General features: G+C 68.0%; 22 protein-coding genes. 15 read left to right on the top strand and 7 right to left on the bottom strand.

The features are described 5' to 3' along the window. Positions 1-39 precede the first annotated feature (39 nt). Both scpB and ACW11F_RS02840 read left to right on the top strand, forming a co-directional pair. Positions 40-792 (top strand): SMC-Scp complex subunit ScpB, encoded by a 753-nt coding sequence (gene scpB / locus ACW11F_RS02845; protein WP_456995400.1) that lies wholly within the window; start codon positions 40-42, stop codon positions 790-792. Then, positions 789-2,225, top strand: a complete 1,437-nt coding sequence (locus ACW11F_RS02840; RefSeq protein ID WP_456995399.1) for a pseudouridine synthase — start codon at positions 789-791, stop codon at positions 2,223-2,225. The genes scpB and ACW11F_RS02840 overlap by 4 nt, the downstream gene beginning before the upstream one ends. A 106-nt stretch (positions 2,226-2,331) precedes the next feature. Here ACW11F_RS02840 and ACW11F_RS02835 read toward each other — a convergent pair whose 3' ends face one another. Continuing rightward, entirely contained in the window at positions 2,332-3,246 is a 915-nt protein-coding gene (locus ACW11F_RS02835; RefSeq protein ID WP_456995398.1) for a M48 family metallopeptidase, read from the bottom strand. Between the two features lie 106 nt (positions 3,247-3,352). Then, on the bottom strand, positions 3,353-5,209 hold the full coding sequence (locus tag ACW11F_RS02830) for an SUMF1/EgtB/PvdO family nonheme iron enzyme (RefSeq protein ID WP_456995397.1): 1,857 nt from the start codon (positions 5,207-5,209) through the stop codon (positions 3,353-3,355). Positions 5,210-5,253: 44 nt separating this feature from the next. Here ACW11F_RS02830 and rnd point away from each other — a divergent pair, with 44 nt between their 5' ends. After that, positions 5,254-6,363: a ribonuclease D gene (rnd, locus tag ACW11F_RS02825; RefSeq protein ID WP_456995396.1), complete on the top strand. Its 1,110-nt coding sequence runs from the start codon at positions 5,254-5,256 to the stop codon at positions 6,361-6,363. Between the two features lie 56 nt (positions 6,364-6,419). On the opposite strand, the gene ACW11F_RS02820 is transcribed toward rnd, so the two are convergent. Beyond that, on the bottom strand, positions 6,420-9,380 hold the full coding sequence (locus ACW11F_RS02820; RefSeq protein ID WP_456995395.1) for a S8 family serine peptidase: 2,961 nt from the start codon (positions 9,378-9,380) through the stop codon (positions 6,420-6,422). 226 nt (positions 9,381-9,606) lie between these two features. Here ACW11F_RS02820 and ACW11F_RS02815 point away from each other — a divergent pair, with 226 nt between their 5' ends. The 6 genes from ACW11F_RS02815 (at position 9,607) to ACW11F_RS02790 (ending at position 14,611) form a co-directional block, all read left to right on the top strand. Next, entirely contained in the window at positions 9,607-10,782 is a 1,176-nt protein-coding gene (locus ACW11F_RS02815) for a thiolase family protein (RefSeq protein ID WP_456995394.1), read from the top strand. A gap of 160 nt (positions 10,783-10,942) precedes the next feature. Further along, on the top strand, positions 10,943-11,287 hold the full coding sequence (locus ACW11F_RS02810) for a hypothetical protein (protein ID WP_456995393.1): 345 nt from the start codon (positions 10,943-10,945) through the stop codon (positions 11,285-11,287). 119 nt (positions 11,288-11,406) lie between these two features. Continuing rightward, on the top strand, positions 11,407-11,814 hold the full coding sequence (locus ACW11F_RS02805) for a hypothetical protein (RefSeq protein WP_456995392.1): 408 nt from the start codon (positions 11,407-11,409) through the stop codon (positions 11,812-11,814). A 174-nt stretch (positions 11,815-11,988) separates the two neighbouring features. Beyond that, complete coding sequence (locus ACW11F_RS02800) at positions 11,989-13,599, top strand: carboxyl transferase domain-containing protein (protein ID WP_456995391.1); 1,611 nt, start codon at positions 11,989-11,991, stop codon at positions 13,597-13,599. Between the two features lie 131 nt (positions 13,600-13,730). After that, positions 13,731-14,252, top strand: coding sequence for a bactofilin family protein (locus ACW11F_RS02795; protein WP_456995390.1), 522 nt, complete (start codon positions 13,731-13,733; stop codon positions 14,250-14,252). Further along, the gene (locus ACW11F_RS02790; protein WP_456995389.1) at positions 14,249-14,611 is read left to right on the top strand and encodes a hypothetical protein; all 363 of its coding nucleotides are present in this window, start codon (positions 14,249-14,251) and stop codon (positions 14,609-14,611) included. The genes ACW11F_RS02795 and ACW11F_RS02790 overlap by 4 nt, the downstream gene beginning before the upstream one ends. 16 nt (positions 14,612-14,627) lie before the next feature. Here the strand turns inward: ACW11F_RS02790 and ACW11F_RS02785 are convergent, their stop codons facing one another. Genes ACW11F_RS02785 through ACW11F_RS02775 form a run of 3 tightly spaced genes read right to left on the bottom strand, consistent with a single transcriptional unit; the run spans position 14,628 to position 16,978 of the window. Further along, a complete protein-coding gene (locus ACW11F_RS02785) occupies positions 14,628-14,855 on the bottom strand; it encodes a DUF6587 family protein (protein WP_456995388.1) in 228 nt (75 codons plus the stop codon). Positions 14,856-14,858: 3 nt separating this feature from the next. Then, positions 14,859-16,724 carry a ferrous iron transport protein B gene (gene feoB, locus ACW11F_RS02780; RefSeq protein WP_456995387.1) on the bottom strand — a complete coding sequence of 622 codons (1,866 nt, stop codon included), beginning with the start codon at positions 16,722-16,724 and terminating at the stop codon, positions 14,859-14,861. Continuing rightward, positions 16,721-16,978: a FeoA family protein gene (locus ACW11F_RS02775; protein ID WP_456995386.1), complete on the bottom strand. Its 258-nt coding sequence runs from the start codon at positions 16,976-16,978 to the stop codon at positions 16,721-16,723. The genes feoB and ACW11F_RS02775 overlap by 4 nt, the downstream gene beginning before the upstream one ends. A gap of 92 nt (positions 16,979-17,070) precedes the next feature. Between ACW11F_RS02775 and ACW11F_RS02770 the strand changes: the two genes are divergently transcribed. From ACW11F_RS02770 to ACW11F_RS02745, 6 genes are all read left to right on the top strand, one after another. Beyond that, positions 17,071-17,859 (top strand): enoyl-CoA hydratase-related protein, encoded by a 789-nt coding sequence (locus ACW11F_RS02770; protein WP_456995385.1) that lies wholly within the window; start codon positions 17,071-17,073, stop codon positions 17,857-17,859. 40 nt (positions 17,860-17,899) lie between these two features. After that, a complete protein-coding gene (locus ACW11F_RS02765; RefSeq protein ID WP_456995384.1) occupies positions 17,900-19,891 on the top strand; it encodes an acetyl/propionyl/methylcrotonyl-CoA carboxylase subunit alpha in 1,992 nt (663 codons plus the stop codon). Then, complete coding sequence (locus ACW11F_RS02760) at positions 19,888-20,787, top strand: hydroxymethylglutaryl-CoA lyase (protein WP_456995383.1); 900 nt, start codon at positions 19,888-19,890, stop codon at positions 20,785-20,787. Before ACW11F_RS02765 ends, ACW11F_RS02760 begins: the two co-directional genes overlap by 4 nt. A gap of 96 nt (positions 20,788-20,883) precedes the next feature. Continuing rightward, positions 20,884-21,654 carry an SDR family NAD(P)-dependent oxidoreductase gene (locus ACW11F_RS02755; protein ID WP_456995382.1) on the top strand — a complete coding sequence of 257 codons (771 nt, stop codon included), beginning with the start codon at positions 20,884-20,886 and terminating at the stop codon, positions 21,652-21,654. A gap of 290 nt (positions 21,655-21,944) precedes the next feature. Next, positions 21,945-22,511: an elongation factor P-like protein YeiP gene (gene yeiP, locus ACW11F_RS02750; RefSeq protein ID WP_456995381.1), complete on the top strand. Its 567-nt coding sequence runs from the start codon at positions 21,945-21,947 to the stop codon at positions 22,509-22,511. After that, positions 22,495-22,884 carry a hypothetical protein gene (locus tag ACW11F_RS02745; protein ID WP_456995380.1) on the top strand — a complete coding sequence of 130 codons (390 nt, stop codon included), beginning with the start codon at positions 22,495-22,497 and terminating at the stop codon, positions 22,882-22,884. The genes yeiP and ACW11F_RS02745 overlap by 17 nt, the downstream gene beginning before the upstream one ends. 32 nt (positions 22,885-22,916) lie before the next feature. Here ACW11F_RS02745 and ACW11F_RS02740 read toward each other — a convergent pair whose 3' ends face one another. Then, a complete protein-coding gene (locus ACW11F_RS02740; RefSeq protein ID WP_456995379.1) occupies positions 22,917-24,302 on the bottom strand; it encodes an FAD-binding oxidoreductase in 1,386 nt (461 codons plus the stop codon). Between the last annotated feature and the right edge of the window lie 17 nt (positions 24,303-24,319).

Here is a 24,319-nt window from a genome sequence, read left to right as displayed (position 1 = left end):
CCATCTCTCTCCTTTCATCCGGCTGACCGCCCTGGAGCCATGCAACAAGACCTCATCAATCGCATCGTCGAAGCGGCCCTGCTCGCCTCCAGCCATCCGCTGACGGTGGCGCAGATCGAAGCCCTGTTCACGCTGGATGACCCGGTGCCCGAGGGCGCGGTGCGGAACGCGCTGGAGCAGTTGCAGGGCGAATGCGCCGGACGCGGCGTGGAACTGGTCGAAGTCGCTTCCGGCTGGCGCTACCAGGTATGCCGCGACGTGCATCCGTGGGTTGCCCGGCTGTGGACTGAACGCCAGACCCGCTATACCCGCGCCACGCTGGAAACCCTGGCGCTGATCGCCTATCGTCAACCGATCACGCGTGGCGAGATCGAACAGATCCGCGGCGTGGCGACCAACAGCCAGATCATCCGCACCCTCGAGGAGCGCGACTGGATCCGCGTGGTCGGCCACCGCGACGTGCCGGGACGGCCCGAGCTGCTTGGCACCACCAAGGGCTTCCTCGACTATTTCGGCCTGAAGAAGCTGGACGAGCTGCCGCCGCTGTCCGAACTGAAGGACTTCGGCGAGCTCGACCCGCAGCTTGACCTGGAAACCGCACCGATCACCGCGCAAGTCGAAGACGCGCCGGCGGACGCGCACGCCGATGCTGCCGATGGTGGCGAGAGCCCCGGCGACGCCGCCGCGGCCGACGACACCGCAGGCGATGACGAAACCACCCCCACCCCACCCGAAAACGACAACGAATCACAGGACATCGCCGTCGATGGCGAGGTCAGGAGTACCCGATGAGCAACAACCAACGCGGCAAGCTGTCCCTCAAGCGTGACGGCGACGCCTCCCCCGCCAGCCGACTGGAAGAGCGCCTGCACAAGGTGCTGGCACAGGCCGGGCTTGGCTCGCGCCGGGCGCTTGAACAGCGCATCGCCGAAGGCAAGGTGATGGTCAACGGCGAGGTCGCGCAGCTCGGCATGTCGGTCAAGGGCGGCGATCGCATCGAGCTCGATGGCCGCAGCTTCGTCGCCAGTGCGCTGACCGAACCGCCGCGCGTGCTGATGTACAACAAGCCCGAGGGCGAAGTGACCACGCGCGAGGACCCGGAAGGCCGCCCCACCATTTTCGACGGTCTGCCGGTGCTCAAGGGCTCGCGCTGGATCTCCATCGGCCGTCTCGACATCAACACCAGCGGCTTGTTGCTGCTGACCACCGATGGCGAACTGGCCAACGCGATGATGCACCCCTCGCATGGCATCGAACGCGAATACGTCTGCCGAGTGCGCCCGCCCGAAGGCGAGGAGCACGTGGACGACAAGCTCGTCGATCGCCTGCGCCGCGGTGTGGCGCTGGAAGACGGCCCGGCCCGCTTCGATGCGGTCGAACGCATGAGCGGCACCGATTCGCACGACTGGTTCCGCGTCACCCTGGGTGAAGGTCGCAACCGCGAAGTGCGCCGCCTGTGGGAATCGCAGGGCTGCCAGGTGTCGCGCCTCAAGCGCATCCGCTACGGCAGCGTGAGCCTGCCGCAGCCGTTGCTGCGTGGCCAATCGCAGGAGCTAAGTGACGAGCAGGTCGAGCAGCTGCAGAAATCGGTCGGACTGGAAGACAACGTGCCTGCGGCGCTGACCCTGCTGCCGGTGATCGGCCAGCGCCGCGCGGCCAAGGCGGTGTTGCACATGGATGGCGATCGCCGCAGCCAGGGCGGCTATGTCGGCGGCCACAACCGCGCCGACGAAGGCCGCGAGCTGCGCCGCTTCGACCAGTTCCGCGACGAGCGCCGTGGCCGTGGCGGCCCGCGCAAGTCGGGTGGCCTGACGGTCAGCGGCGAGGCTGCGGCCAAGCAGTCGCAGAAGCCGCTGAAGACGCGCAAGAACAAGGGGCCGAAGCCGCTGGCCGAGGGCAACCCGGCCGCATTCCGCACCTGGTACGTGCCCGATGGCGTCGATACCGGGCCCAGCGGGCATCGCAATGCCGACGCGCGCGGGCCGAAGAAGCCGCGTGGCGGCGGCAAGCCGCGCCGCGGTGGCCCCGCCGGTGCCGCGCGTGGCGAGGGCCAGGCCAAGCCCAAGCATCCCTACGGGCACCCCGGCAATGCGCCGAGCTTTCCCTCCGATCACGCCAACCCGGGATTCAATCCGTATGGCGAGCGTCCGACCCGCGGCCCGCGCCCGGGTGGGCCACGCGGTGGCCGCGGCGGTGGTCGCGGTGGTCCGCGCGGCCGCGGCTGACGGCAATACCGATCAAACGCGGCGTGCGTGAAGCAACGATGCGCCACGCAAGCCGCTGATCAGGCGCTGAACCTCGGCGCCCTGCCCTGCCTGCATCTGGCCCGGATCAGAACGCTCCGGCCGGCTGCACGCCGCCATCGCGGCAGAAGCGCTGGCGGTATTCCTCGGCCTTGGGTTGCAGGGACTGCAGGTGCTGGATGCGCGACTCGGCGCTGGGGTGGGTCGAGGCGAACTCCGGCCCCTGGTTGCCGCCCGCCATCTGTGCCATGCGCTGCCACAGCGGGACCGCCTCGGCGGGGTTGAAGCAGGCCGCCGCCATCAGCATCAGACCCACTTCATCGGCCTGGCTTTCATGGTTGCGCGCATACGGCAGTTGCGAGGTCACGCCATAGGCCTGGAACACCATCTGCTGCACCTGCGGATCGATGCCGCTGGCAGCCGCGCCCATCGCCGCCAGTTGCTCCAGCTTGCCGCGGCTCATGCGCTGCGCACCATGGCGCATCAGCGCATGGGCGATTTCGTGGCCCATCACCACCGCCATGCCATCGGCATTCTGTGCAATCGGCACCAGCCCGGTATACACCGCCATCTTGCCGCCCGGCAGGGCGAAGGCATTGGCTTGCGGCGAGTTGAGCACCACCACCTGCCAGTTGAAGTCCTTGGCGAAGTTGCGCGGCGCTTCACTGTGTTCGCTGGCGAGTGCCGCTTCCACTTCGTCCACCTTGTCCACCAGACGCGCGGCGATGGTGCGGATCTGCTGCGAGATCTGCGAATTGGGGTCGACCGGTTGTTCCTGCGCCAATACTTCGCGGAACGCCTGCAGGCCCAGTGCCTCTTCCTGGCTGGCATCCAGATTCTTGTCGATCAGCACCTTCTCGCCGGTGTACGGGTCCACCGTGCGATTGGAAAAGTAGTAATAGATGCCGTAGGCGGCTACCGCGACCAGAATCAGCAAACGCGGATTGAAACCGCGGCGCCTGCGCGGCTGTCCGTACTGGCCTTGGTTGGGGTCTTGACGCATGGCGCGATCTCCTGTGTGCCTGGCTGCGGATATGCCGATTCAATCGCAGCCGGCACCATGGCGATGTGAAGCCCTCGCCAGCTCACCAGGGTGTGTCTGCCGCGGTTCAGATATCACGCACCACGCGGAAGCCGGTACGCGCATTGGTCACGTCATGCGCCTGCGACATGCGCCAGGCCGCACGCACCTGCACCGGCGAACTCGACCAGGCGCCACCGCGCACCACCCGCGTGCGGCAGCCCGGGTTGTACCAGGCCGCGCCATCGGCCGGCGCGCGGCGATAGCCCTGGTGCCAGCAATCCATGGTCCATTCCGCGACGTTGCCGGCCAGATCGTGCAGACCGTAGACGTTGGCCTTGAAGCTGGCCGCCCTGGCCGGCCCCCAATGACCATCGCCGTAGCCGGCAAAGGCATTGCCCCATTTGCGCCCGCTGGGGGAGCGATCGAGCTCGCCGGTCAGGTTGCCCGCGCCTTCGGGCGGCAGACCCTCGCCCCACGGGAAACGGCTTTGCCGTCCCGCACGCAGCGCGTACTCGAACTCGGATTCACTCGGCAGGCGGTAGCGGTGACCGCTCTGCGCCGAAAGCCATTCGACGTAGGCCTCGGCATCACGCGCGGAGACGTGCAACACCGGCAGATCATCCGCGGCGAGCCGCCCGGCATAGTCATGGCGCCAATCGATGTCATTGCGCAGCACGAAATTGCCGCTGCGCTCGTCGTAGACCACCGAATAGCCGCGACGCTCGGCCCGGGTGCGGGTGTCGGTGGATTCCATGAAGCGACGGAACTCGCCGACCGTGGTTTCATGCCGCGCCATGGCGAAGCCGCGCTGGAAGCGCACCACGTGCTGCGGCCACTCGGACTTGTCCGCATCCGCCTCGTCTTCAGGCGAGCCCATCAGGAACTCGCCATGCGGCACCACCACCATCGACGGACCTTCGCCGCCGCCCTGCAGCGCATCGGTGAACATCTGCCCCGGACGATGCCGGCCATAGCGCTCGGCCAGCGCCAGGCGGGTGTGCGCGGCATCGATGCGCGCGTCGCCGGGCGGTGCGACCTGTTCCAGCAACGCGATGTCCTCGCCGGCGGCCTTGAGCATGCCGACTTCGTCGGCACGCTGCAGATGATGCAGCAGCCGCGCGTAGACCTCGCTGCTGCGGATCTGGCGCCGCGCGGCGATCGCCTCGCGTGCGGCGAGGCTGCGCGATGATTCGGCTTCGTGCGTGGCCGCAGCCTGCGCCAATGCCGCGTCGGCGGCGGCGAAGTCATCGTCCGCCGCCATTTCCCCGGCGCGCCCGATCAGGCGGCCTTCCACCGCCGCCAGGCCCTGTCGCGCACGCAGGTCATCGGGCCGGCTGCGCTGCACTTCGCGGAATGCGGTGACGGCACCGATGCCGTCTTCGCCGAGGCGGTCGGCGCGCAGTTCGTTTTCACCATGCTCGAGCAGGGCAAGCATGCGATCGGCGGCGTCCACCCGCGCCAGATAGGCCAGCGTCGCCGGCCATTCCGGCTCCAGGTATCGGCTGATCGCCGCGATGCGGTGCGCACGCGCAAGGTCGCTGGCAAGATCCTCACCCTGCTGCAGCCGCTGCTCGCCCTCTTCGCGCAACATCGCCAACGCGGTGGCGATGCCTTCGAGCGCACGTTTGCGCGCCTCGGGGCGCTCGGCCAGTGCCGACCACAGCGCCAGCGCGGAGTCCTCGCCCTCGTCGATGCGTCCTTCAAGCAGGGCCGTGCGTGCGCGCCGCTCGACCGATTCACTGTCCTCATCGCCCAACACGACCACCGGCGGGCGCCAGTCCAGTGCATGCGTCGGCATCTCGTCCTCGCCGATCTGCACAAGCCCCCGGCGCAGGCGGGTTTCGGCTTCGGTCGGCGGCGGCTCGGTCGAAGGTTCGCCACTGCAGGCGGCCACAAGCAGCGGCAGAAGCACAAGGGACAGGCGCGGCGCGATCGGCAACATCCGCTTAGGTTATCGTTTCCGGCCCCGCCAACGCCCGACAGTCCGTGAACCCGATCTGGATCGACCACCCCGACGCCCTGCGCGAACACCAGGCCCGCCGCCCGCGACGCATCGGCGTGGATACCGAGTTCGTGCGCGAACGCACATTCTGGCCGGTGCTGGCGCTGGCGCAGATCGCCACCGGCGAGGCCATCCTGCTGCTCGACATGCGCGCACCGGGCATGCCCGCCGCGTTGGCCGAGTGGCTGGAAGATCGCGACATGATCAAGGTCATGCACAGTCCGGGCGAGGATCTGATTGCATTCGGCCACACCTGCCATGCCCTGCCGCAGCCCTTGTTCGACACCCAGCAGGCGGCGGCGTTGTGCGGCCTCGGCGCCGGGCTTGGTTACCAGAAGCTGGTGCAGGCCGAACTCGGCATCGAACTGGAAAAAGGCGAAACCCGCTCCGACTGGCTGAAGCGACCACTCTCGCCCGCGCAGTGCCGTTATGCCGCCGAAGACGTGCTGCACCTGCTGGAATTGCACGAACGCCTGGCAGCGAAGCTGGAATCACTCGGGCGCAGTGCCTGGGCCGAAGAGGACGCCACGCGCATGCTGCAACAGGCCGCCGATGGTGAAGTCGAGCGCTGGCCGCATCGTGCGGTGCGCCCGGCGCAGGACTTCACCGCCGAAGCACAAGCCCGTCTGCTGCGTCTGTTGCGCTGGCGCGAGAGCGCCGCACGCAGCCTCGACCTGCCGAAGAACTGGGTGCTGGACCAGCCGCAGGCGCTGCAGTTGGCAGCGCAGCCGCCCGAGGATTTCGCCGCCCTGCGCCGCTGGCTGGAGTCCACGCCGAAGTCGCCGCGCAAACTGGCGCAACCGCTGTGGCAGGCATTGCAGACGCCGCTGCCGGACGAGGACCTGATGCCGCCGGTGCGGCGCGACCAGGATCTCGACAAGCAGGCGCTGAAGGCCCTGCAGCGCACGGTGGCGGACGTCGCCACCGAGCTGGACCTGCCCGAGGGCGTGCTCGCCTCGCGGCGCTGGCTGGAAAGCCTGCTCGAACATCGCCAGCGGGGCGAGAGAACCTGGCCGAGCGGTCTGCGTGGCTGGCGTCAGGCGCTGCTCGAACCCCGCTTCGCCACCCTGCCCGGCTGGAACGGACCCGACTGAAATGAACGACGCGGCCGAAGCCGCGTCGTCCTGTGCGCATCACGCCGGCATCGGGCTCAGAAGCGGTAGCGCCAGCTCGCGTTGAGCAGGCTGCCGTTGCCCAGCTCGCTGCGACGCTGCTGCACGTCCAGACGCAGCATGGCGCGTGGCGAGAACTGCGCGCGCAGGCCCAGGCCGAACAGGCGCCCGTCGCGGGCCAGCGACATGCCGCCGATCGGCATCCACTGCTCCAGCGCCTGATAGCTCGCCTGCAACGGATCGACGGCACCCAGGCCACGCTGCCATTCGGCCTGAGCGTCCACACCGAGGCGGACATCGTCGCCAAAGCGCCATTCACGCGTGGCACGCAGGCCGGCATGGGCTTGCCAGCGCTGCAACTGCCATTCACCTGTGCTGAGGCCGAAGCCGGCACCACCGACCTCGTCCATCCCGCGCTGGCGCAGATCGAGGTACTGCGTGCCCAGATACGGTGCGAACTCCATGCCCGCGACACCGAAGCGACGCCCGGCCTCGAGATTGGCGACCAGGTATTCGCCACGCCCCAGCGCGCTGACGCCTTCATGGCGCAGTCCGAACATCAGGTTGCGCTCGACCTCACGCTCGAAACGGCCGACGCCCAAGCCCGCGTGCAACCAGCCCGCCTCGGCCAGGTGACCGGCATAGGCGCGGAATTCGCTCTGCCGGTTGCGCGTGCGATCGCCCAGCTCCGACATCCAGCCAAAGCCCTGTGAATGGCTGGCGGCAAGGCCGAGCAGGCCATGCGTGCCGATGCGCACGTCCTGACCCATCATCCAGCCATCCAGCTGGTAATCCAGACCACTGAAGCCGGCCTGCACCAACGCACCGTTGTCGCGCAGATCCTGCTGCCATGCACCCGTCAGGCGCGGGTCGTGCGAAAGCGCCTGCATGCGCTGGCCGAGGCTGCGGCGCCCGGCATCCATCGCTTCGAGCGTGAGTGCCAGTTGCGCCGCATGTACCTGGCCACCGAGGCTGCGCAGCGCACGCTCGGCGATCGCCGCATCGAGGCTGCCGTTCTGCAGATCACCGGCCGCGGCGGTGAATCCGTTACCCGGATCGAAACCGCCATCGAGCACGCCGAAGGCCGCTTCCACCCGCGTTGCCGAGGCCAGCGACGCGGCATCCAGCCCCAACGAGATCGCTGCCACGTCGATCTTCGCGCGGTTGATCTTGAGATAGGCATTGTTGGCGTCATAGGTCAGGCTGGCGTCGAGGAACACGTTGGGCGCCGCCTTGACCGAGGCGAAGGTGCCGCTCAACCCGCCGTCGGCGCTGAGCAGGGTTTCACTGGCGCTGTGGGTGTATCCGCTGCGGCTGCCGAGGATGCTGACCTGGCCGCCCTGCAGCGTGGCCGTGCCTTCGACCTTCAGCGGCGTGCCCAGCCACACGCCGAGGTTGCCGCTGCTGCCGTGGGTGTAATTGCCGCGGATGGTGGCACCGGCATTGCGGTCGTTGAACAGCTTGCCCGCATTGCTCACGTTTTTGGCGAACACGCCATTGGCATACACGTGGCCGCCCGAGCCGATGTGCAGATTGGAGGCGTCAAGACCCTTGTGGATCGCCAGCACGCCGGCTTCGACGCGGGTGTCGCCGGTGTAGCTCTGCGCTTCGGTCAGACTCAGGCTGCCGCTGCCACGCTTGATCAGGCCGCCGCTGCCGACGATGTTGTTGCGCCACACCGAATTGCCGGTGACGTTGACGTCGAAATCCCCCCAGGCGAAGTTGCCCGGGCCGTACGAGGCGCGGGTCACATCGAGCACGCCCCAACCGAATACCGTGTCGACGCCGGGCGCACCGATGTCCTTGGCGGTGCCGAGCACGGTCTGCCGCACCTGGTCGTTGGTGAAATACGGGAACTGCGCCCACACCAGCGCCAGCGCGCCGGACACCAGCGGCGCGGCGTATGAAGTGCCACCGCCGCGATACAGGCCGCTGTCGGCCTGGGTCGTGGCCTGCGGATGGATGAAGACATTGGTGCCGGGGGCGACCAGGCAATAGTTCATTGCCGGCCCGCATTCCTGCGAATAGCTGGTCAGCCGGGTCGGGTTGCTCTGGTCCAGTGCGCCGACCGTGATCCAGCCCTTTTCCAGCTGCGCATCGCCGCCGTGCATGCTAGGCAGCATCGCATTGTGCGAAGGCTTGTCGCGATAGCGCTCGTCATCACCGGAGTTGCCGTTGGCGAACACGATGATGCCGCCGCGATTGACGGTGAAGTCTTTCCACGCCTGGGTCAGCTCCGGGGTCAGCGCGGGATCGTTCCAGTACAGCCCGCCCCAGGAGTTGTTGATGATCCGCGCGCCGGCATTGGCGAGTTCGGCATTGAGCGCGCGGAAGTAGTCGCCATAGCCCTGCCCGGCCCCGATTTCGTTGCCCTGCCCGGAGCCGTCGTCTTCCGGCCGGCGGTCGGCGATGATGCGGCTGGAGACGATGTTGGCGTTCTGCGCCACGCCACCGCCCCACTGACCCGTACCGGTGACCTGGCCATTTTGGTCGAGGAAGTTGCCGGTTGCCGGACGGCCGGCGGCCAGCGAGGCCACCGTGGTGCCATGCCCGACCACGTCATCCACGCTGGTGTTGTTGACCGCCGGATTCACGTGCACGAAGTGCGCCTTGACCCGCCCGTTCAGGGTGACGTGCCGACGATTGACGCCCGAATCGAGCAGGCCGATGGTCACCCCCTGTCCCTTCGCGCTCTGCCCGAGGGCACCCGCGGCATTGATCAGATTGAGGTGGTAATTGATGTTGGGGTCGGTGATGGTGGCCACGGGTGCCAATCCGGGGACTGCCGGCGCACTGCTGGCACCCAGTGCGTTGTCGGTGGCCACGGTCGGAGTGAAGCCGAGGCCGGTCGGCGGTGGCGGGGTCGGCTGCACGATGTTGCCACCGCCGCCGCCACCGCCTCCACAGGCGCTGAGGCCGAAGCTCAGGGCACCGGCAAGCGCGAGCGCCAGGGCGTGCCGGCGCAGCGGCGCGGGATGACGTGGTTGGACCTGCTGCATGCCACTCTCCATGATGGCGCCCGGGTGGCGCGTTCCTGCCACCTGTTTATCCGCTGCCCACGGGGATTTCAAGCAGGTGCGCGCATTCATCATGCTGAGCGGTTGCCGCCGCGCGCGGCACCCGTCGAACGCTTCGACAAACGCGCACCACGGCTGGACTTTGGTCGGGCTGACGTCTGTGCCCGCCAGCGGCGATAATCGGGGTTTGCCCCACGGAGAAAGACCCATGAGCGACATCGTCATCGTCGGTGCCAAGCGCACCGCCATCGGTTCCATGCTCGGCCAGTTCACCGGCGTGCCCACGCCTGCCCTCGGCGCCACCGCCATCAGCGCGGCGCTGGCCGAAGCCGGCATCGCCGGTGATGCGGTGGATGAAGTGCTGATGGGGTGCGTGCTGCCGGCCGGCCTTGGCCAGGCCCCGGCGCGCCAGGCCGCGCGCCAGGCCGGCATCCATGACGCCGCCGGCGCCACCACCATCAACAAGGTGTGCGGCTCGGGCATGAAGGCGGTGATGCTGGCGCATGATCTGATCAAGGCCGGCTCGGCCGCGACCGTGGTCGCCGGCGGCATGGAGTCGATGACCAATGCCCCGCACCTGCTCAACGGCTCGCGCACCGGCATCCGCTACGGCAGCGCCGAGTTCATCGACCACATGGCCTTCGACGGCCTGACCAACCCGGATGACGGCAAGGCGATGGGCGTGTTCGGCGATGCCGCCTGCAACAAGTACGGCTACGACCGCGAAAAGCTGGACGCCTATTCCACCGAATCCGTGCAACGCGCGCAGAAGGCGCAGGCCGATGGCGCGTTCAAGGACGAGATCGCCCCGGTCACGGTCAAGACCCGCAAGGGTGAAGTGGTGGTCGATGCCGACGAGGAACCGGGCAAGATCGATGTCGCCCGCATCCCCGGCCTGCGTGCGGCCTTCGGCAAGGACGGCGTGCTGACCGCCGCCTCGTCCTCGAAGATTTCCGACGGCGCCGCCGCGCTGGTGGTGATGTCGGCCGAAGCCGCGGACAAGGCCGGCGCCAAGCCGCTGGCGCGCATCGTCGCCCATTCCACCCATTCGCAGGCACCGGAGTGGTTCACCACCGCGCCGGTCGATGCGATCCGCAAGGTGCTGGACAAGGCCGGCTGGACGGTGGCCGACGTGGATCTGTTCGAGATCAACGAGGCGTTTTCCTGCGTGGCGATGGCGCCGATGACCGATCTGGACATCCCGCACGAGAAGGTCAACGTCAACGGCGGCGCGGTGGCACTGGGCCATCCGATCGGCGCGTCCGGCGCGCGCCTCTTGGTCACCCTGATCCACGCGCTGAAGGCGCGCGGGCTCAAGCGTGGCGTGGCCAGCCTGTGCATCGGTGGCGGCGAGGCCACGGCGCTTGCACTGGAAATGGTGTAAAACCGACTTGTAAAAACGGCGTGACGGGGCGCTTAACCGCGCCCAACGCAAAATAAAAAAAAACCGGCCAAAACGCTTGACAGCGTTCATGGAGTTGTCATCATGTTGGCAACGCGCGCATCCGTGTGCGTTGCCAACTCCCCTAATCGAGGATATGACGATGACCATCAACAAGGCTCTCCTGGCCGCCACCCTGGGCTTCGCCCTGGCCGCCTGCTCCAGCAACACCGAACAGGCTGCCGACTCGGCCGCCCAGGCTGCAGACGCCGCCGCCGAAGCGCAGGCCGCTGCCGACACCACCGCTGACGCGGCTGCCCAGGCCGGTGCCGACGCCGCTGCCGCGGCTGCCGACGCCGCTGCCGAGCAGGCCGACGCTGCTGCTGCTGCGGAAGCCGCCGGTGACGGTTCGGCTGCCGACGCGGCTGCCGACGCCGCCGAGCAGGCTGCCGACGCTGCCGACCAGGCGCAGAAGTCCGCCGAGCAGGTCGCCGACGAGAAGAAGTGATTCTCGAAGGTCGTGGAAGCCGCTGGTTCGCCAGCGGCTTCCATGCTCCGTGACGGTGCCCGTTTGACATTCCCGCGCTGGCACTGCCGCGCACCACTGCCCTTCCCACTGGAGTAGACATGAACATCAAGCTCGCCACCCTGATCGCCGCCAGCGCCGTGGCCCTGGCTGCCTGCACCAACCCCAACGCCGAGCAGAAGGCCGACGAAGCCGCCGCGCACGCCGATGCCGCCGCCGCACAGGCCGGTGAAGCCGCCAGCGCCGCCGGTGATGCCGCCGTCGCCAGCGCCGAAGCCGCGGGTGCCGCCGTCGGTGCCGCTGCGGAATCCGCCGCCGCCACCGTCGAAGAGGCTGCCGCCGAAACCAAGACCGCTGCCGAACAGGCCGCTGCCGATGCACGCGTAGCCACCGAAGAGGCCAAGGCCAGCGCCGCCGACGCCATCGGCTCGGCCGCGCAGAAGGTCTCGGACAAGATGTCGTCCGAAAAGGCCGAAGCCGAAGCCACTGCCGAGGCTGCGCGCAAGTAATCGCCACGCGCGATGATGTGCCCCGCAAGGCCCGCTTCGGCGGGCCTTGTGCTTTGTGCGGCATCAGGATTCCTCAGCACGCCACTTGGCGGCCCGTCGCCACGCCCCTCGTCCGCCGCCATCCGCGCGCAGCCGGTATCCTTTCACGTCCGGTTCCCCAGCTTCCTGCCTGCCATGCCCGCGATCGTTTCGCAGCTTGACCCCCGTTCCGCGGACTTCACCGCGAATGCCCAATTCCACCGTGGCCTGAGCGCCGAGTTGCAGCGCCGGCTGCAGCGCGCCGCCGACGGTGGCGGGCAGGCTGCGCGCGAGCGGCACACCGCACGCGGCAAGTTGCTGGCGCGCGAGCGCATCGATGCCCTGCTCGATCCGGGCGCGCCCTTCCTCGAGCTCAATGCGCTGGCGGCCGAAGGCATGTACGACGATGCCGCACCCGCCGCCGGCATCGTCACCGGCATCGGCCGCGTGTGCGACCGGGAATGCGTGATCGTGGCCAACGATGCCACGGTCAAGGGCGGCACCTATTTCCCGATGACGGTGAAAAAGCACTTGCGCGCGCAGGAAGTGGCGCGCGAAAACCGCTTACCGTGCATCTATCTGGTCGACTCCGGCGGCGCCTTCCTGCCGCTGCAGGACGAGGTGTTCCCGGACCGGGAGCACTTCGGCCGCATCTTCTACAACCAGGCACGCATGAGTGCCGACAACATCCCGCAGATCGCCGTGGTGATGGGCTCGTGCACCGCCGGCGGTGCCTATGTGCCGGCGATGTGCGACGAATCGGTCATCGTCAAGGAACAGGGCACGATTTTCCTCGGTGGCCCGCCGCTGGTGAAGGCCGCCACTGGCGAAGTGGTCGATGCCGAAGCGCTCGGCGGCGCCGACGTGCACACCAGCGTGTCCGGCGTGGCTGACCATTTCGCCGAGGATGATCATCATGCGCTGGCGATCGCACGCGACATCGTCGCCAGCCTCAACCGTCCCTCGCCTGCCGCCCGCCTCGCGCTCGCGGAAAGCGTCGAACCGCTGTATCCGGCCGAGGAGCTGTACGGCATCGTGCCGCAGGATACGCGCAAGCCCTTCGACATCCGCGAGGTGATCGCGCGCATCGTCGATGGCAGCCGGTTGCAGGAGTTCAAGGCGCGCTACGGCAAGACCCTGGTCTGCGGCTTCGCGCATATCCATGGCATGCCGGTGGGCATCGTCGCCAACAACGGCATCCTGTTCTCGGAGTCCGCGCTCAAGGGCGCGCACTTCATCGAGCTGTGCAACCAGCGCGGCATCCCGCTGGTGTTCCTGCAGAACATCACCGGCTTCATGGTCGGACGCAAGTACGAGAACGCCGGCATCGCCAAGGACGGGGCGAAGATGGTCACCGCGGTGGCCTGTTCCTCGGTACCCAAGTTCACCGTGGTCATCGGCGGCAGCTTCGGTGCCGGCAACTACGCCATGAACGGCCGCGCCTACGGCGGCCGTTTCCTGTGGATGTGGCCGAACGCGCGGATCAGCGTGATGGGCGGCGAACAGGCCGCCAGCGTGCTGGCCACCGTGCGCCGAGATGGCATCGAGGCCAAGGGTGGCACCTGGAGCGCGGAAGACGAGGAAGCCTTCAAGGCACCGATCCGCGAACAGTACGAACACCAGGGCAGCCCTTGGTATTCGACCGCACGACTGTGGGACGACGGCATCATCGACCCGGCCGATACCCGCCGCGTGCTGGGCCTGGCACTGGCTGCCAGCCTCAATGCACCGATCGAGCCCGCGCGCTTCGGTGTGTTCCGCATGTAGCCGAATGCGGCGACAGCACCGTGAACACGGTCACGCATGTGCCACGCGTTCATCGACGGTAGCGATCTCATCGTTCGCGCATGTTAACGTCGAGGTCCCGCAGCCCCCGCTGCCCAGTGCGAGAAAGCCCCATGGTGAGTTGGAGAGATCCCGGCAACAGTGCCAAGAAGGATGTTGCCGATTTTCCCGCCGACGCGGTGACCACCCCCCTCGGTCAAGGCAAGCCGGCCCCTGCCGCCGCCCCGGCTCCGGTCGCGGAACCGCCTGCGGCGCCGAAACCGGCGGCCAAGGAATCGGTGATCGCCAGCGACCTCAGCATCGAAGGCAAGATCGAAGGCACCGGCCATGTGCGTATCGCCGGCAAGTTCAAGGGCGATGTCAACGTCAAGGGCGACTTGACCATCGAACAGGGTGCTAAGCTCGATGGCGGCGTGCGCGCGGAAAAGGTCACCGTGGCCGGCACTCTGGACGGCAACGTGGAATCGGCCAAGCGCGTCGACCTGCTCGCCTCCAGCGCCATGAACGGCGACATCAAGGCCGATGATCTGGTGATCGCCTCCGGCGCACGCCTGCGTGGCCACGTCGAGTGCGGCGCCTGGGATGGCAAGACCGCAAGCCGTGACAGCAAGTCCGGAGAAACGGCGCTCGCATGAGCGCCTTGCTCGGGCGCGGCAACAAGACCGATGCGGTGGGTGCCACCCGCACCTGCCCGCACTGCCGCGCGGTGATCCTCGCCAGCGCGGCGGTGTGTCCACAATGCAAGGGCCACCTGCGCTTCGAAGCCGCACCGCAGCGCAAGGTGCTGGCTTCACCGTTGCAGGTGGAGTCCATCCTGCCCGGCCCGGCGCCGGGCGAGGCTTGGGAATATTCGGTGGTCGCGGTGATCAAGAACGAGCGTGGCGAGGAAATCGCACGCCAGGTCATCGGTGTGGGCGCGATGCATCCGGGTGATGAGCGCACCTTCTCCTTCAGCGTCGACCTTGTCGCCAGCACGCGGATGCGTCCGCGCTGACCGCCGCCGGATGCGCTCAAGAACAGCCGTCGCAGCCCCCGCATTCGCTCGACTTCGGGGCTGATGCCGGGGCGATGGCACGGCCCAACGCTTGCGCCCAGCCGGGTCGGGACGCACGCAGCAGCGGGATCGCCAGCGCCATGCGCGTGGCACGCCATGCGCGCGGGAAACGGCTGCGCCACAGGTAGAGTGCGGCGAGCACGACCGCGATGCCGACCAGCAGGTATTGCACGGCCAGCGCCATGGCTCAGCCCGCTCCCAGCGCCACCGCGACCTGATACGTCACCAGCGAGGCAAGGTAGGCCAGCACGAACAGATAGCCGGCGGCCAGCAACACCTGGCGCCAGGAGCCGGTTTCGCGCTTGATCGTGGCCAGCGTGGCCAGGCACTGCGGCGCATAGATGAACCACACCAGCAGCGACAGTGCCGTCGCCAGCGACCAGTCCTGCGCGATCAGCGGCGACAGCGCCTCGGCGGCGGCTTCGTCGCTGGCGGCCGACAGCGCGTACACCGTCGCCAGCGAGGCCACCACCACTTCGCGCGCGGCCATGCCCGGGATCAGGGCGATGGAAATCTGCCAGTTGAAGCCCAGCGGCGCGAACACCACCGCCAAGGCATGCCCGAGGCGACCGGCCAGGCTGTAGTCGATCGCCGGCATGCTCGCGCCTTCGGGCGCTGCCGGGAACGAGAGCAGAAACCACAGCAGCACGGTCATCGCCAGGATGATGCCGCCGACCCGCTTGAGAAAGATGCTGCCGCGCTCCCACAGGCCGATGGCGAGATCGCGCCAATGCGGCACGCGGTAGGATGGCAATTCCAGCATCAACGGATGCTCGCCCTGCTGCCGCTTCCAGCGCTTCATCACCCAGGCCACCGCCAGTGCACTGAGCACGCCGGCCACATACAGCGCGAACAGCACCAGACCCTGCAACTGCAGCCCGCCCCACACCGTGCGTGCGGGGATGAAGGCGCCGATCAGCAGTGCATACACCGGCAGCCGCGCCGAACAGGTCATCAGCGGCGCGACGAGGATGGTGGCCAGCCGATCGCGCGGATCCTGGATCGAGCGCGTCGCCATGATCCCCGGCACCGCGCAAGCGAACGAGGACAGCAACGGGATGAAACTGCGCCCGGACAACCCGGCCGCGGCCATGCTGCGATCGAGCAGGAAGGCCGCACGCGGCAGGTAGCCGGATTCTTCCAGCACCAGGATGAAGAAGAACAGGATCAGGATCTGCGGCAGGAACACCACCACCGCCCCCAAGCCGGCGATGATGCCGTCGACCAGCAGGCTGGCCAATGGCCCCTCCGGCAAGGTTGCCGCGACCGTGGCCGATAGCCATGCGGTGCCGGCTTCGATCAGCCCCATTACCGGCTCGGCCCAGGCATAGACCGCCTGGAACATCAGGAACATCACCGCAGCCAGCGTCATGAGTCCGAATACTGGATGCAGCAACCAGCGATCGAGCATGTCGTCGACCTGCGCAGTGCGCCTGGGCATGCGCACACTGGAGGCAATCAGCTCGCGCGCACGCGCATGCAGATCGGCCTCGGGCTCGGCTTCTGCGAGCGGCAACGCCGTCGGCTGCGCCTCGCCATGCAGGCGGTCAATGTGCTCGATCAGCGCCTGCGCGCCATCGCGGCGCACCGCCACGGTTTCGATCACCGGCAGCCCAAGTCCTTCGGACAGCGCGGCGACATCGATTTCGATGCCACGACGCTGTGCGGCATCGACCTGGTTCAGCGCCACCAGCATCGGCCGACCCAAGGATTTCAGTTCCAGCACGAAGCGCAGGTGCAGGCGCAGATTGGTGGCATCGACCACGCATACCAACAGGTCTGGCACCGGCTCGCCGGGATAGAAGCCGCGGCAGACGTCACGGGCGATGGCTTCTTCCAGACTGGCCGGGCTCAGGCTGTAGGCACCCGGCAAATCCAGCACGGCGTAGCTGCGACCGGACGCACCCTGCAACCGCCCTTCCTTGCGCTCGACGGTGACCCCGGCATAGTTGGCCACCTTCTGCCGGCTGCCGGTCAGCAGGTTGAACAAGGCGGTCTTGCCGCTGTTCGGATTGCCGATCAGTGCAATGCGCGGCAGCGCACCCGTGCTCACGTGTTCGCCCCGGCTTCCGCTTCGGCCTGCACCTCGATGCGTGCCGCTTCGCTGCGACGCAGTGCAAAACGGGTGTAGCCGACCTGCACCATCAGCGGTTCACGTCCGAGCGGCCCGTAAGCACGCACCTCCACCCGCTCACCGGGAACGAAGCCCAGTTCGCCCAAACGCCGCGCGATGCCGTCCGCCGCATCCAGCGCATGCACCGCGCACACCGTGGCGGCGGCATTGAGGGGCAAGTCGGTCAGGCGCATGCGCACAGGCTACAAACGGGAATGATTCTCATTTTATACCGGATTCGAGCGCTGCCACCGTTATCATGATGGTTTGTTTTCGGAGCCCCTGCATGGCCGCGATGCTTGAAATCCGCCGCGATGGCGCGGTGGCGCGGGTGCGGATGAACCGCCCGGACGTGCACAACGCCTTCGACGATGCCCTGATCGCGGAACTGACCCGCGAACTGGATGCGCTTGGCCAGTCGCCCGAGGTGCGCGTGGTGGTGCTGGAAGGTGCCGGCGCCTCGTTCTCGGCCGGGGCCGACCTGAACTGGATGCGCGGCATGGCGCGCATGAGCGAGGACGAGAACCGTGAGGACTCGCTGGCGCTGGCGCGGCTGATGCGCACTCTCGACGCGTTGCCCAGGCCGACCATCGCCCGCGTGCATGGCGCGGCGTTTGGCGGTGGCGTCGGCCTGATCGCCTGCTGCGACATCGCCATCGGCGTGCGCGAGGCCCGCTTCGGCCTGACCGAGGCCCGTCTCGGCCTGCTGCCGGCGGTGATCTCGCCCTATGTCATCAATGCCATCGGCCCGCGCCAGGCACGCCGCTGGTTCGCCAGCGCGGAGATGTTCGATGCCACCGAAGCCCAGCGCATCGGCCTGCTGCACCAAGTGGTCGAGGCCGACGCACTGGACGCGGCGGTCAATCGCCAGATCGCGCTGCTGCTGAAGGCCGGGCCGATCGCCGCCGCCAGTGCCAAGGCGCTGGTGCGTGATGTCAGCGCGCATGCCGATGGCGCGCGCCACGACCGCGACAACGCCGCGCTGATCGCCCGCCTGCGGGTTTCGCCCGAAGGCCAGGAAGGCCTCGGCGCCTTCCTCGACAAGCGCGCGCCAAGCTGGAACGAGGCGCCGTGAACCCATCTGATCAGCCCGCCTGCCACGCCCCGGAATGAGCATGTTCGAGAAGATCCTGATCGCCAACCGCGGCGAAATCGCCTGCCGCGTGATCCGCACCGCCCGCCGCATGGGCATCCGCACCGTCGCGGTGTATTCCGAGGCCGATGCCGATGCGCAGCATGTGCGCCAGGCCGACGAGGCGTACCCGATCGGTGGCCCGCGCCCGCAGGACAGCTACCTGCGCGGCGATGCGATCATCGAGGTCGCGCGCACCAGCGGCGCGCAGGCGATCCATCCCGGCTACGGCTTCCTCTCGGAAAACGCCGACTTCGCCGAGGCGGTGGAAGCCGCCGGCATGGTCTTCATCGGCCCCAGGGCGGCGTCGATGCGCAAGATGGGCAGCAAGGCCGGGGCCAAGGAGCTGATGCAGGCGGCCGGCGTCCCGGTGGTGCCCGGCTACACCGGCGAAGACCAGTCGCCCGAGCGGTTGCAGCGCGAGGCCGAACGCATCGGCTGGCCGCTGATGATCAAGGCCGCGCACGGTGGCGGCGGCAAAGGCATGCGCATCGTGCGCCAGGCCGACGAATTCCTGCCGATGCTGGAAAGCTGCCAGCGCGAAGCGGCCAATGCATTCGGCCGCGACCGCGTGCTGCTGGAGCGCTACATCGAAAAGCCGCGCCACATCGAGCTGCAGATCTTCGGCGATGCCCACGGCGGGCTGATCCATCTCGGCGAGCGTGAATGCTCCGCGCAGCGCCGCTACCAGAAGGTGCTGGAGGAGTCACCCTCACCGTTCCTCACCCCCGAGTTGCGCGCGGCGATGGGCGCGGCCGCGGTCGAGGCCGGCCGCGCGATCGACTACCAGAACGCCGGCACCGTCGAGTTCATCGTCGGCGCGGGCGGTGATTTCTACTTCATGGAAATCAACACCCGGCTGCAGGTCGAGCACCCGGTGACAGAGATGGTGACCGGGCTGGACCTCGTCGAATGGCAGCTGCGCGTGGCCGCCGGCGAGCCGTTGCCGCGCAGCCAGGCATCGATCCTCAGCCATGGCCACGCGATCGAGGTGCGGCTGTATGCCGAGGACCCGGACGCCGGCTTCCTGCCCGGTTCCGGCACCCTGCGCCGCCTGCGCCTGCCCGAGTTCATGCCGGAGGTGCGCATCGACTCCGGCGTGGTCGAAGGCGATGTGGTCAGCATCTTCTACGACCCGATGATCGCCAAGCTGATCGTGCATGGCAGCGATCGCGCGCGTGCGCTGGCGCGCCTGCGCGAGGCACTGGCGGCCAGCGACATCCAGGGCCCGAAGTCCAACATCGCGTTCCTGGAGCGGCTGGTGCGGCACCCGGTGGTGGTCGATGCCAGCATCGACACCGGCTATCTGGATCGCCACCTTGACGAGTTCATCGGCGAAGCAGGCCCGCGGGATGACGCGGCCGGGCGGCAGCTGCGCGCACTCGCCGCGGTCGCCCTGCGCCTGCGCGAGGTGGCCCGCGCCCAACCACACTCACCCTGGGAAATCGTCGATGGCTGGCGGCTGCGCGGCGCCGGGCAAACACCGCTGCGGCTGCTGCATGGCGATGCCGACGTGCTGCTGCGCCTGCGCGGCCGCGACGGCGATTTCGAGGTCGAGGAAGACGGCCACACGTTGCGCCTGCAGGGCATGCGCCTGCACGGTGACCTGCTCAGTGGCCGCGTCGAGGGTATGGCACGGCGCCTGCAAGTGACCTTCGATGAAGACGAGGTGCTGCTGCACGATGGCGAGCGCCGCCATCACCTGCAGCGCACCGCACTGCATCGGGTCGAGGATGAGCAAGGCGGCGGCAGCGGTGAACGCATCGCCGCACCGATGCCCGGCCGCGTGGTCAAGGTCGCGCGCCAGCCGGGTGATGCGGTCAAGGCCGACGAGGTGGTACTGGTGATGGAAGCGATGAAGATGGAGCTTGCGCTGAAGGCGCCGCGCGATGGTGTCATCGCCGAGGTTCGCGTTGCCGCAGGCGATTTCGTCGAGGGTGACGCGGTGCTGGTCACGCTGGAGAGCGCCGAATGAGCCTGCCCGCCGCGGTACGCATCGTCGAAGTCGGCCCGCGCGACGGGCTGCAGAACGAAAAGACCCCGATCTCGACCGCCGACAAGATCGAGCTGATCGACCGGCTCTCGGCCACCGGTCTTGCAAGCATCGAAGCGACCAGCTTCGTCAGCCCCAAATGGGTGCCGCAGATGGCCGACGCCGCCGAGGTCTATGCCGGTATCGACAAGCGCCCGGGCATCGCCTACCCGGTGCTGGTGCCCAATCTGCAGGGCTATGAGCGCGCACGCGCGGTGGGCGTCGGCGAGATCGCGGTGTTCACCGCCGCCTCCGAAGCGTTCAACCGCAAGAACACCAATGCCGGCATCGACGAATCGCTGCAGCGCTTCGCCCCGGTGCTGGAAGCGGCCAGGGCCGACGGCGTGAAGGTGCGTGGCTACGTCTCCACCGTCCTCGGCTGCCCGTATCAGGGCAAGGTGCCGCTGGCCGACGTGGTCCGCGTGACCAAGGCGCTGCACGCGATGGGCTGCTACGAGGTCTCGCTGGGCGACACCATCGGCGTCGGCACGCCCGGCAAGGCCCGCGAGATGCTGTGCGCGGTGGCCGGCGAAGTGCCGATGGCGGCGCTGGCAATCCACTTCCACGACACCTACGGGCAGGCGCTGGCCAACATCCTCGCCTGCCTGGAACAGGGCGTGGCGGTGGTCGATGCCGCGGTCGCCGGCACCGGCGGCTGCCCGTATGCACGCGGCGCCAGCGGCAATGTCGCCAGCGAGGACGTGGTCTACATGCTGCATGGGCTGGGCATCGAGACCGGCATCGACCTGCCGCGGCTGGCCGAAACCGGGCGCTGGCTGGCCGCACGGCTGGGGCGCGAGACCGGCAGCCGCGTCGGCCGCGCCCTGGCCGAAGCCTGATCGACCGGACAAGCATGGCGCGGACAGTCGCGGGACTTCGGAGCGCAACAGCGCTGGGCTAACATGGGCGGTCTTTCTTCACCGGAAGCCCTGCCCATGCACGCATCCAATGTTCGCGCCATCGTCACCGGCGGCGTCTCCGGCCTTGGCCTCGCCGTGGCCGAATCCATCGTCAAGGCCGGCGGCAAGGTCGCCCTGTTCGACGTCAACGATGCCAAGGGCGAGGCCGCCGTGGCCGCACTGGGGCAGGAGCATGCCCGTTACTGGAACACCGATGTCACCGACGAATCGGTGGTCGCCGCCAATGCACAGGCCGCGCAGCAGTTCATGGGCAGCCTCAACGCCGCGATCAACTGCGCCGGCATCCTCGGCGCCGGCCGCGTGCTTGGCCGCAACGGGCCGATGCCGCTGGATCACTTCCGCGGCACGGTGCTGGTCAACCTGGTCGGCAGCTTCAACGTCGCCAAAGCCGCCGCCGAGCTGATGCAGCACAACGAGGCCGGCAGCGACGGCGAACGCGGTGTCATCATCAACACCGCCTCGGTCGCCGCCTACGAAGGCCAGATCGGCCAGGCCGCCTACTCCGCCTCCAAGGGCGGCGTGGTCGGCATGACCCTGCCGATGGCCCGCGAACTGGCCCGCTTCGGCATCCGCGTCATGACCATCGCCCCCGGCATCTTCTGGACCCCGATGGTCGACGGCATGCCCGACGACGTCCAGGCTTCCCTCTCCGCCTCCATCCCCTTCCCCTCCCGCCTCGGCCAACCCGCCGAATTCGCCAACCTCGTCGGCTACATTTTGTCGAACACGTATTTGAATGGCGAGACGATCAGGCTGGATGGCGCGGTGAGGCTTGCAGCCAAGTAGAGCAGGAGTGAGTGCAGAGAAGTGAGAAGTGAGAGAAAGCGGGTGCGCGGTGCGCACTCGCTGCCTTGCTTCGGCGACGGCTATGCTTGAAGCAGAAGTGCGTAGAGCGGAGTAAGGAGTGAGAGAAAGCAGCGCACTGCCCACCTGCCCCACTCTCGACACCCTCCCACCTCACTCCTCTGCACTCGCTTCTCGCCTTCCCCCTCTCACTCCTCACTCCTCTCCACTCTCTCCTCGCCCTCCCCCTCTCACTCCTCACTCCTCACTTCTCTGCACTCACTCCTCGCTTTATGAAAGCTTCCGACATCAAGAAAGGCAACGTCGTCGAATACAACGGCGCCGTGTATCAGATCCGCGACATCGAGCGTTCCAGCCCGCAGGGGCGCGGGGGCAATGTGCGGTTTCGCTTCACCCTGTATTCGGTGCCCGGCGGCAACAAGCTGGATGCCAGTTTCGATGGTGATGACGAGCTGCGCGAGGTCGATCTGCTGCGCCGGCCGGCGACGTTCTCGTACAAGGACGGCGATGCGTTCGTGTTCATGGACGACGAGGATTACAGCCAGTACGCGCTGGATGCCGCGGCGATCGGCGATGCCGCCGGCTACATCACCGACGGGCTCGCCGGCTGCCATGTGCAGATCATCGACGAGCTGCCGGTCGGCCTGCAGCTGCCGACCACGGTCGCGCTGGAAGTGGTCGATACCCCGCCGGAACTGAAGGGCGGCACCGCCACCAAGCGGCCGAAGCCGGCGCGGCTGGAAACCGGGATCGAGATCCAGGTGCCCGAATACATTGCCAATGGCGAGCGAGTGCTGGTCAACACCCTCACCGGCGAGTTCAGTGGCCGCGCCGACTGAGCGCCTGGCGCCGCTGGCGCTGGCGTTGCTGCTGGCCGCCTGTTCCGCACCGGCACCCACGGCGAACCCGGCACCCCAGGCAACCGACGTGGCGCACGCCACGCCACGCGCAGCCGACGCCGGATCGAGTACCGCGCTCGATGCGCAATCCCTGCCCGAGGACGTGCGCGAATACATCCTGCGCCAGCGCATGTGCCGCCACTTCAGCCGGCAGGCCGCGGCGGGGGAGCTCGATCGCGACGCAGCCGAAGCGCTGTGCAGCGGCGGTGGCGATGCGCAGACCTGGAAGGCGCTGATCCGCAAATACCAGGACGATGCCACCATCGGCAGCGTGCTGCTGGCGGAAAAGCCGCTGGACGCACCGTCCCCCTGATGGGCACCGCGGGCGTGCCGCGGCCGCCGTGATCAGTCGAACACCTTGCCGGGGTTCATGATCCGGGCCGGATCGAACACCCGCTTGATGCCGCGCATGAGTTCGATTTCCGCCGCGCTGCGGGTGCTCGCCAGGTGCGGCTTCTTGACCAGGCCGATGCCATGTTCGGCCGAGATGCTGCCGCCATGCTCGGCCAGCAACTCGGCCAGCAGATGGGTGACGCGTTCGCAATCGAGGACGAATTCGGACTGCGACATCGACGCCGGCTTGAGCACGTTGATGTGCAGATTGCCATCGCCGATATGGCCGAACCAGACCACTTCGAACTGCGGGTAATGGGTTGCAAGCAGGCGTTCGGCCGCGGCGATGAACGCAGGCAGCGCGGAGATGCGCAGCGCGATGTCGTTCTTGTACGGCAGGTGCGGTGCCAAGGCTTCGGTGATGCCTTCGCGCAGCCGCCATAACTGCGCGGCCTGGGCGTCGCTGGCGGCGATCACGCCGTCCAGTGCCCAACCTTCCGCCACGCCCTCTTCGAACAGGGCCAGCGCCGCCGCCTCGTCCGCCTCGCTCTCCAGCGCATATTCCACCACTGCATGGCAGGGATGGGCTTCGCCAAACGGCGCCTGGGCGCCATGTGCCAACACATGATGCAGCGCGCGGTCGGTGAAGAACTCGAAGGCTTCCAGACGCAAGCCGGCCCGCAACGCCATGAACGCACGGATCAACGCGGCAAAGTCGGGCAGCGCCAGCAGCATCACCTGCGTGCGCGGTGGCGGCGCGGCCAGCTCGAGCAAGGCTTCGACCACGATGCCGAGGGTGCCCTCGCTGCCGATGAACAGATGCCGCAGGTCCAGGCCACTGGCATTCTTCACCAGCCCGCGATTGAGCTGCAGCACCTCGCCGGCGCCGGTCACCACGGTCAGGCCGGCGATCCAGTCGCGGGTCAGGCCATGCCGCAACACGCGGATGCCACCGGCGTTGGTGGCGATGCTGCCACCGATGCTGGCCGAGCCACGCGCGGCAAAATCCACCGGGTATTGCAGGCCGTGTTCACGCGCTTCGTTCTGCACGCTTTCCAGCGCAATGCCTGCTTGCACGTGCAGCAGGCGATCAATCGGCTCGAAGCCGAGCACGCGGTTCATCCGTTCCAGGCTGACCACCAGCTCGCCATTGGCGGCCACCGCGCCGCCGGACAGGCCAGTGCGGCCGCCGGAGGGCACCAAGGCGACGCCCTGCGAGCGCGCCCAGCGCACGATCGCGACCACCTGTTCAAGCCGCTCGGGAAACGCGATCGCCAGCGGTGCCGGCTCCCAGCGACGGGTCCAGTCGCGACCGTAATGCTCGAGGTCGCCGGGCGTGGTGGCCAGACGCAAGCCGGGGGCGGCCTGCAGCAGTGCATCGAGGGCGTTGGCGTTCATGGCAACAGCGTAACCCA

The sequence above is a fragment of the Luteimonas sp. e5 genome (genome assembly GCF_054031035.1).
Note: the sequence above shows the minus strand (reverse complement) of the source record. Positions and strands in the feature narration are given on the sequence as shown.

Coding starts and splice junctions, on each gene's coding strand:
- ACW11F_RS02770 (WP_456995385.1), top strand. CDS start 17,071: ATGGCCGCGATGCTTGAAATCCGCCGCGATGGCGCGGTGGCGCGGGTG.
- ACW11F_RS02765 (WP_456995384.1), top strand. CDS start 17,900: ATGTTCGAGAAGATCCTGATCGCCAACCGCGGCGAAATCGCCTGCCGC.
- ACW11F_RS02840 (WP_456995399.1), top strand. CDS start 789: ATGAGCAACAACCAACGCGGCAAGCTGTCCCTCAAGCGTGACGGCGAC.
- ACW11F_RS02810 (WP_456995393.1), top strand. CDS start 10,943: ATGACCATCAACAAGGCTCTCCTGGCCGCCACCCTGGGCTTCGCCCTG.
- ACW11F_RS02755 (WP_456995382.1), top strand. CDS start 20,884: ATGCACGCATCCAATGTTCGCGCCATCGTCACCGGCGGCGTCTCCGGC.
- ACW11F_RS02760 (WP_456995383.1), top strand. CDS start 19,888: ATGAGCCTGCCCGCCGCGGTACGCATCGTCGAAGTCGGCCCGCGCGAC.
- ACW11F_RS02835 (WP_456995398.1), bottom strand. CDS start 3,246: ATGCGTCAAGACCCCAACCAAGGCCAGTACGGACAGCCGCGCAGGCGC.
- ACW11F_RS02820 (WP_456995395.1), bottom strand. CDS start 9,380: ATGCAGCAGGTCCAACCACGTCATCCCGCGCCGCTGCGCCGGCACGCC.
- ACW11F_RS02790 (WP_456995389.1), top strand. CDS start 14,249: ATGAGCGCCTTGCTCGGGCGCGGCAACAAGACCGATGCGGTGGGTGCC.
- ACW11F_RS02740 (WP_456995379.1), bottom strand. CDS start 24,302: ATGAACGCCAACGCCCTCGATGCACTGCTGCAGGCCGCCCCCGGCTTG.
- ACW11F_RS02795 (WP_456995390.1), top strand. CDS start 13,731: ATGGTGAGTTGGAGAGATCCCGGCAACAGTGCCAAGAAGGATGTTGCC.
- ACW11F_RS02805 (WP_456995392.1), top strand. CDS start 11,407: ATGAACATCAAGCTCGCCACCCTGATCGCCGCCAGCGCCGTGGCCCTG.
- ACW11F_RS02775 (WP_456995386.1), bottom strand. CDS start 16,978: ATGCGCCTGACCGACTTGCCCCTCAATGCCGCCGCCACGGTGTGCGCG.
- ACW11F_RS02815 (WP_456995394.1), top strand. CDS start 9,607: ATGAGCGACATCGTCATCGTCGGTGCCAAGCGCACCGCCATCGGTTCC.
- yeiP (WP_456995381.1), top strand. CDS start 21,945: ATGAAAGCTTCCGACATCAAGAAAGGCAACGTCGTCGAATACAACGGC.
- ACW11F_RS02800 (WP_456995391.1), top strand. CDS start 11,989: ATGCCCGCGATCGTTTCGCAGCTTGACCCCCGTTCCGCGGACTTCACC.
- ACW11F_RS02830 (WP_456995397.1), bottom strand. CDS start 5,209: ATGTTGCCGATCGCGCCGCGCCTGTCCCTTGTGCTTCTGCCGCTGCTT.
- ACW11F_RS02785 (WP_456995388.1), bottom strand. CDS start 14,855: ATGGCGCTGGCCGTGCAATACCTGCTGGTCGGCATCGCGGTCGTGCTC.
- scpB (WP_456995400.1), top strand. CDS start 40: ATGCAACAAGACCTCATCAATCGCATCGTCGAAGCGGCCCTGCTCGCC.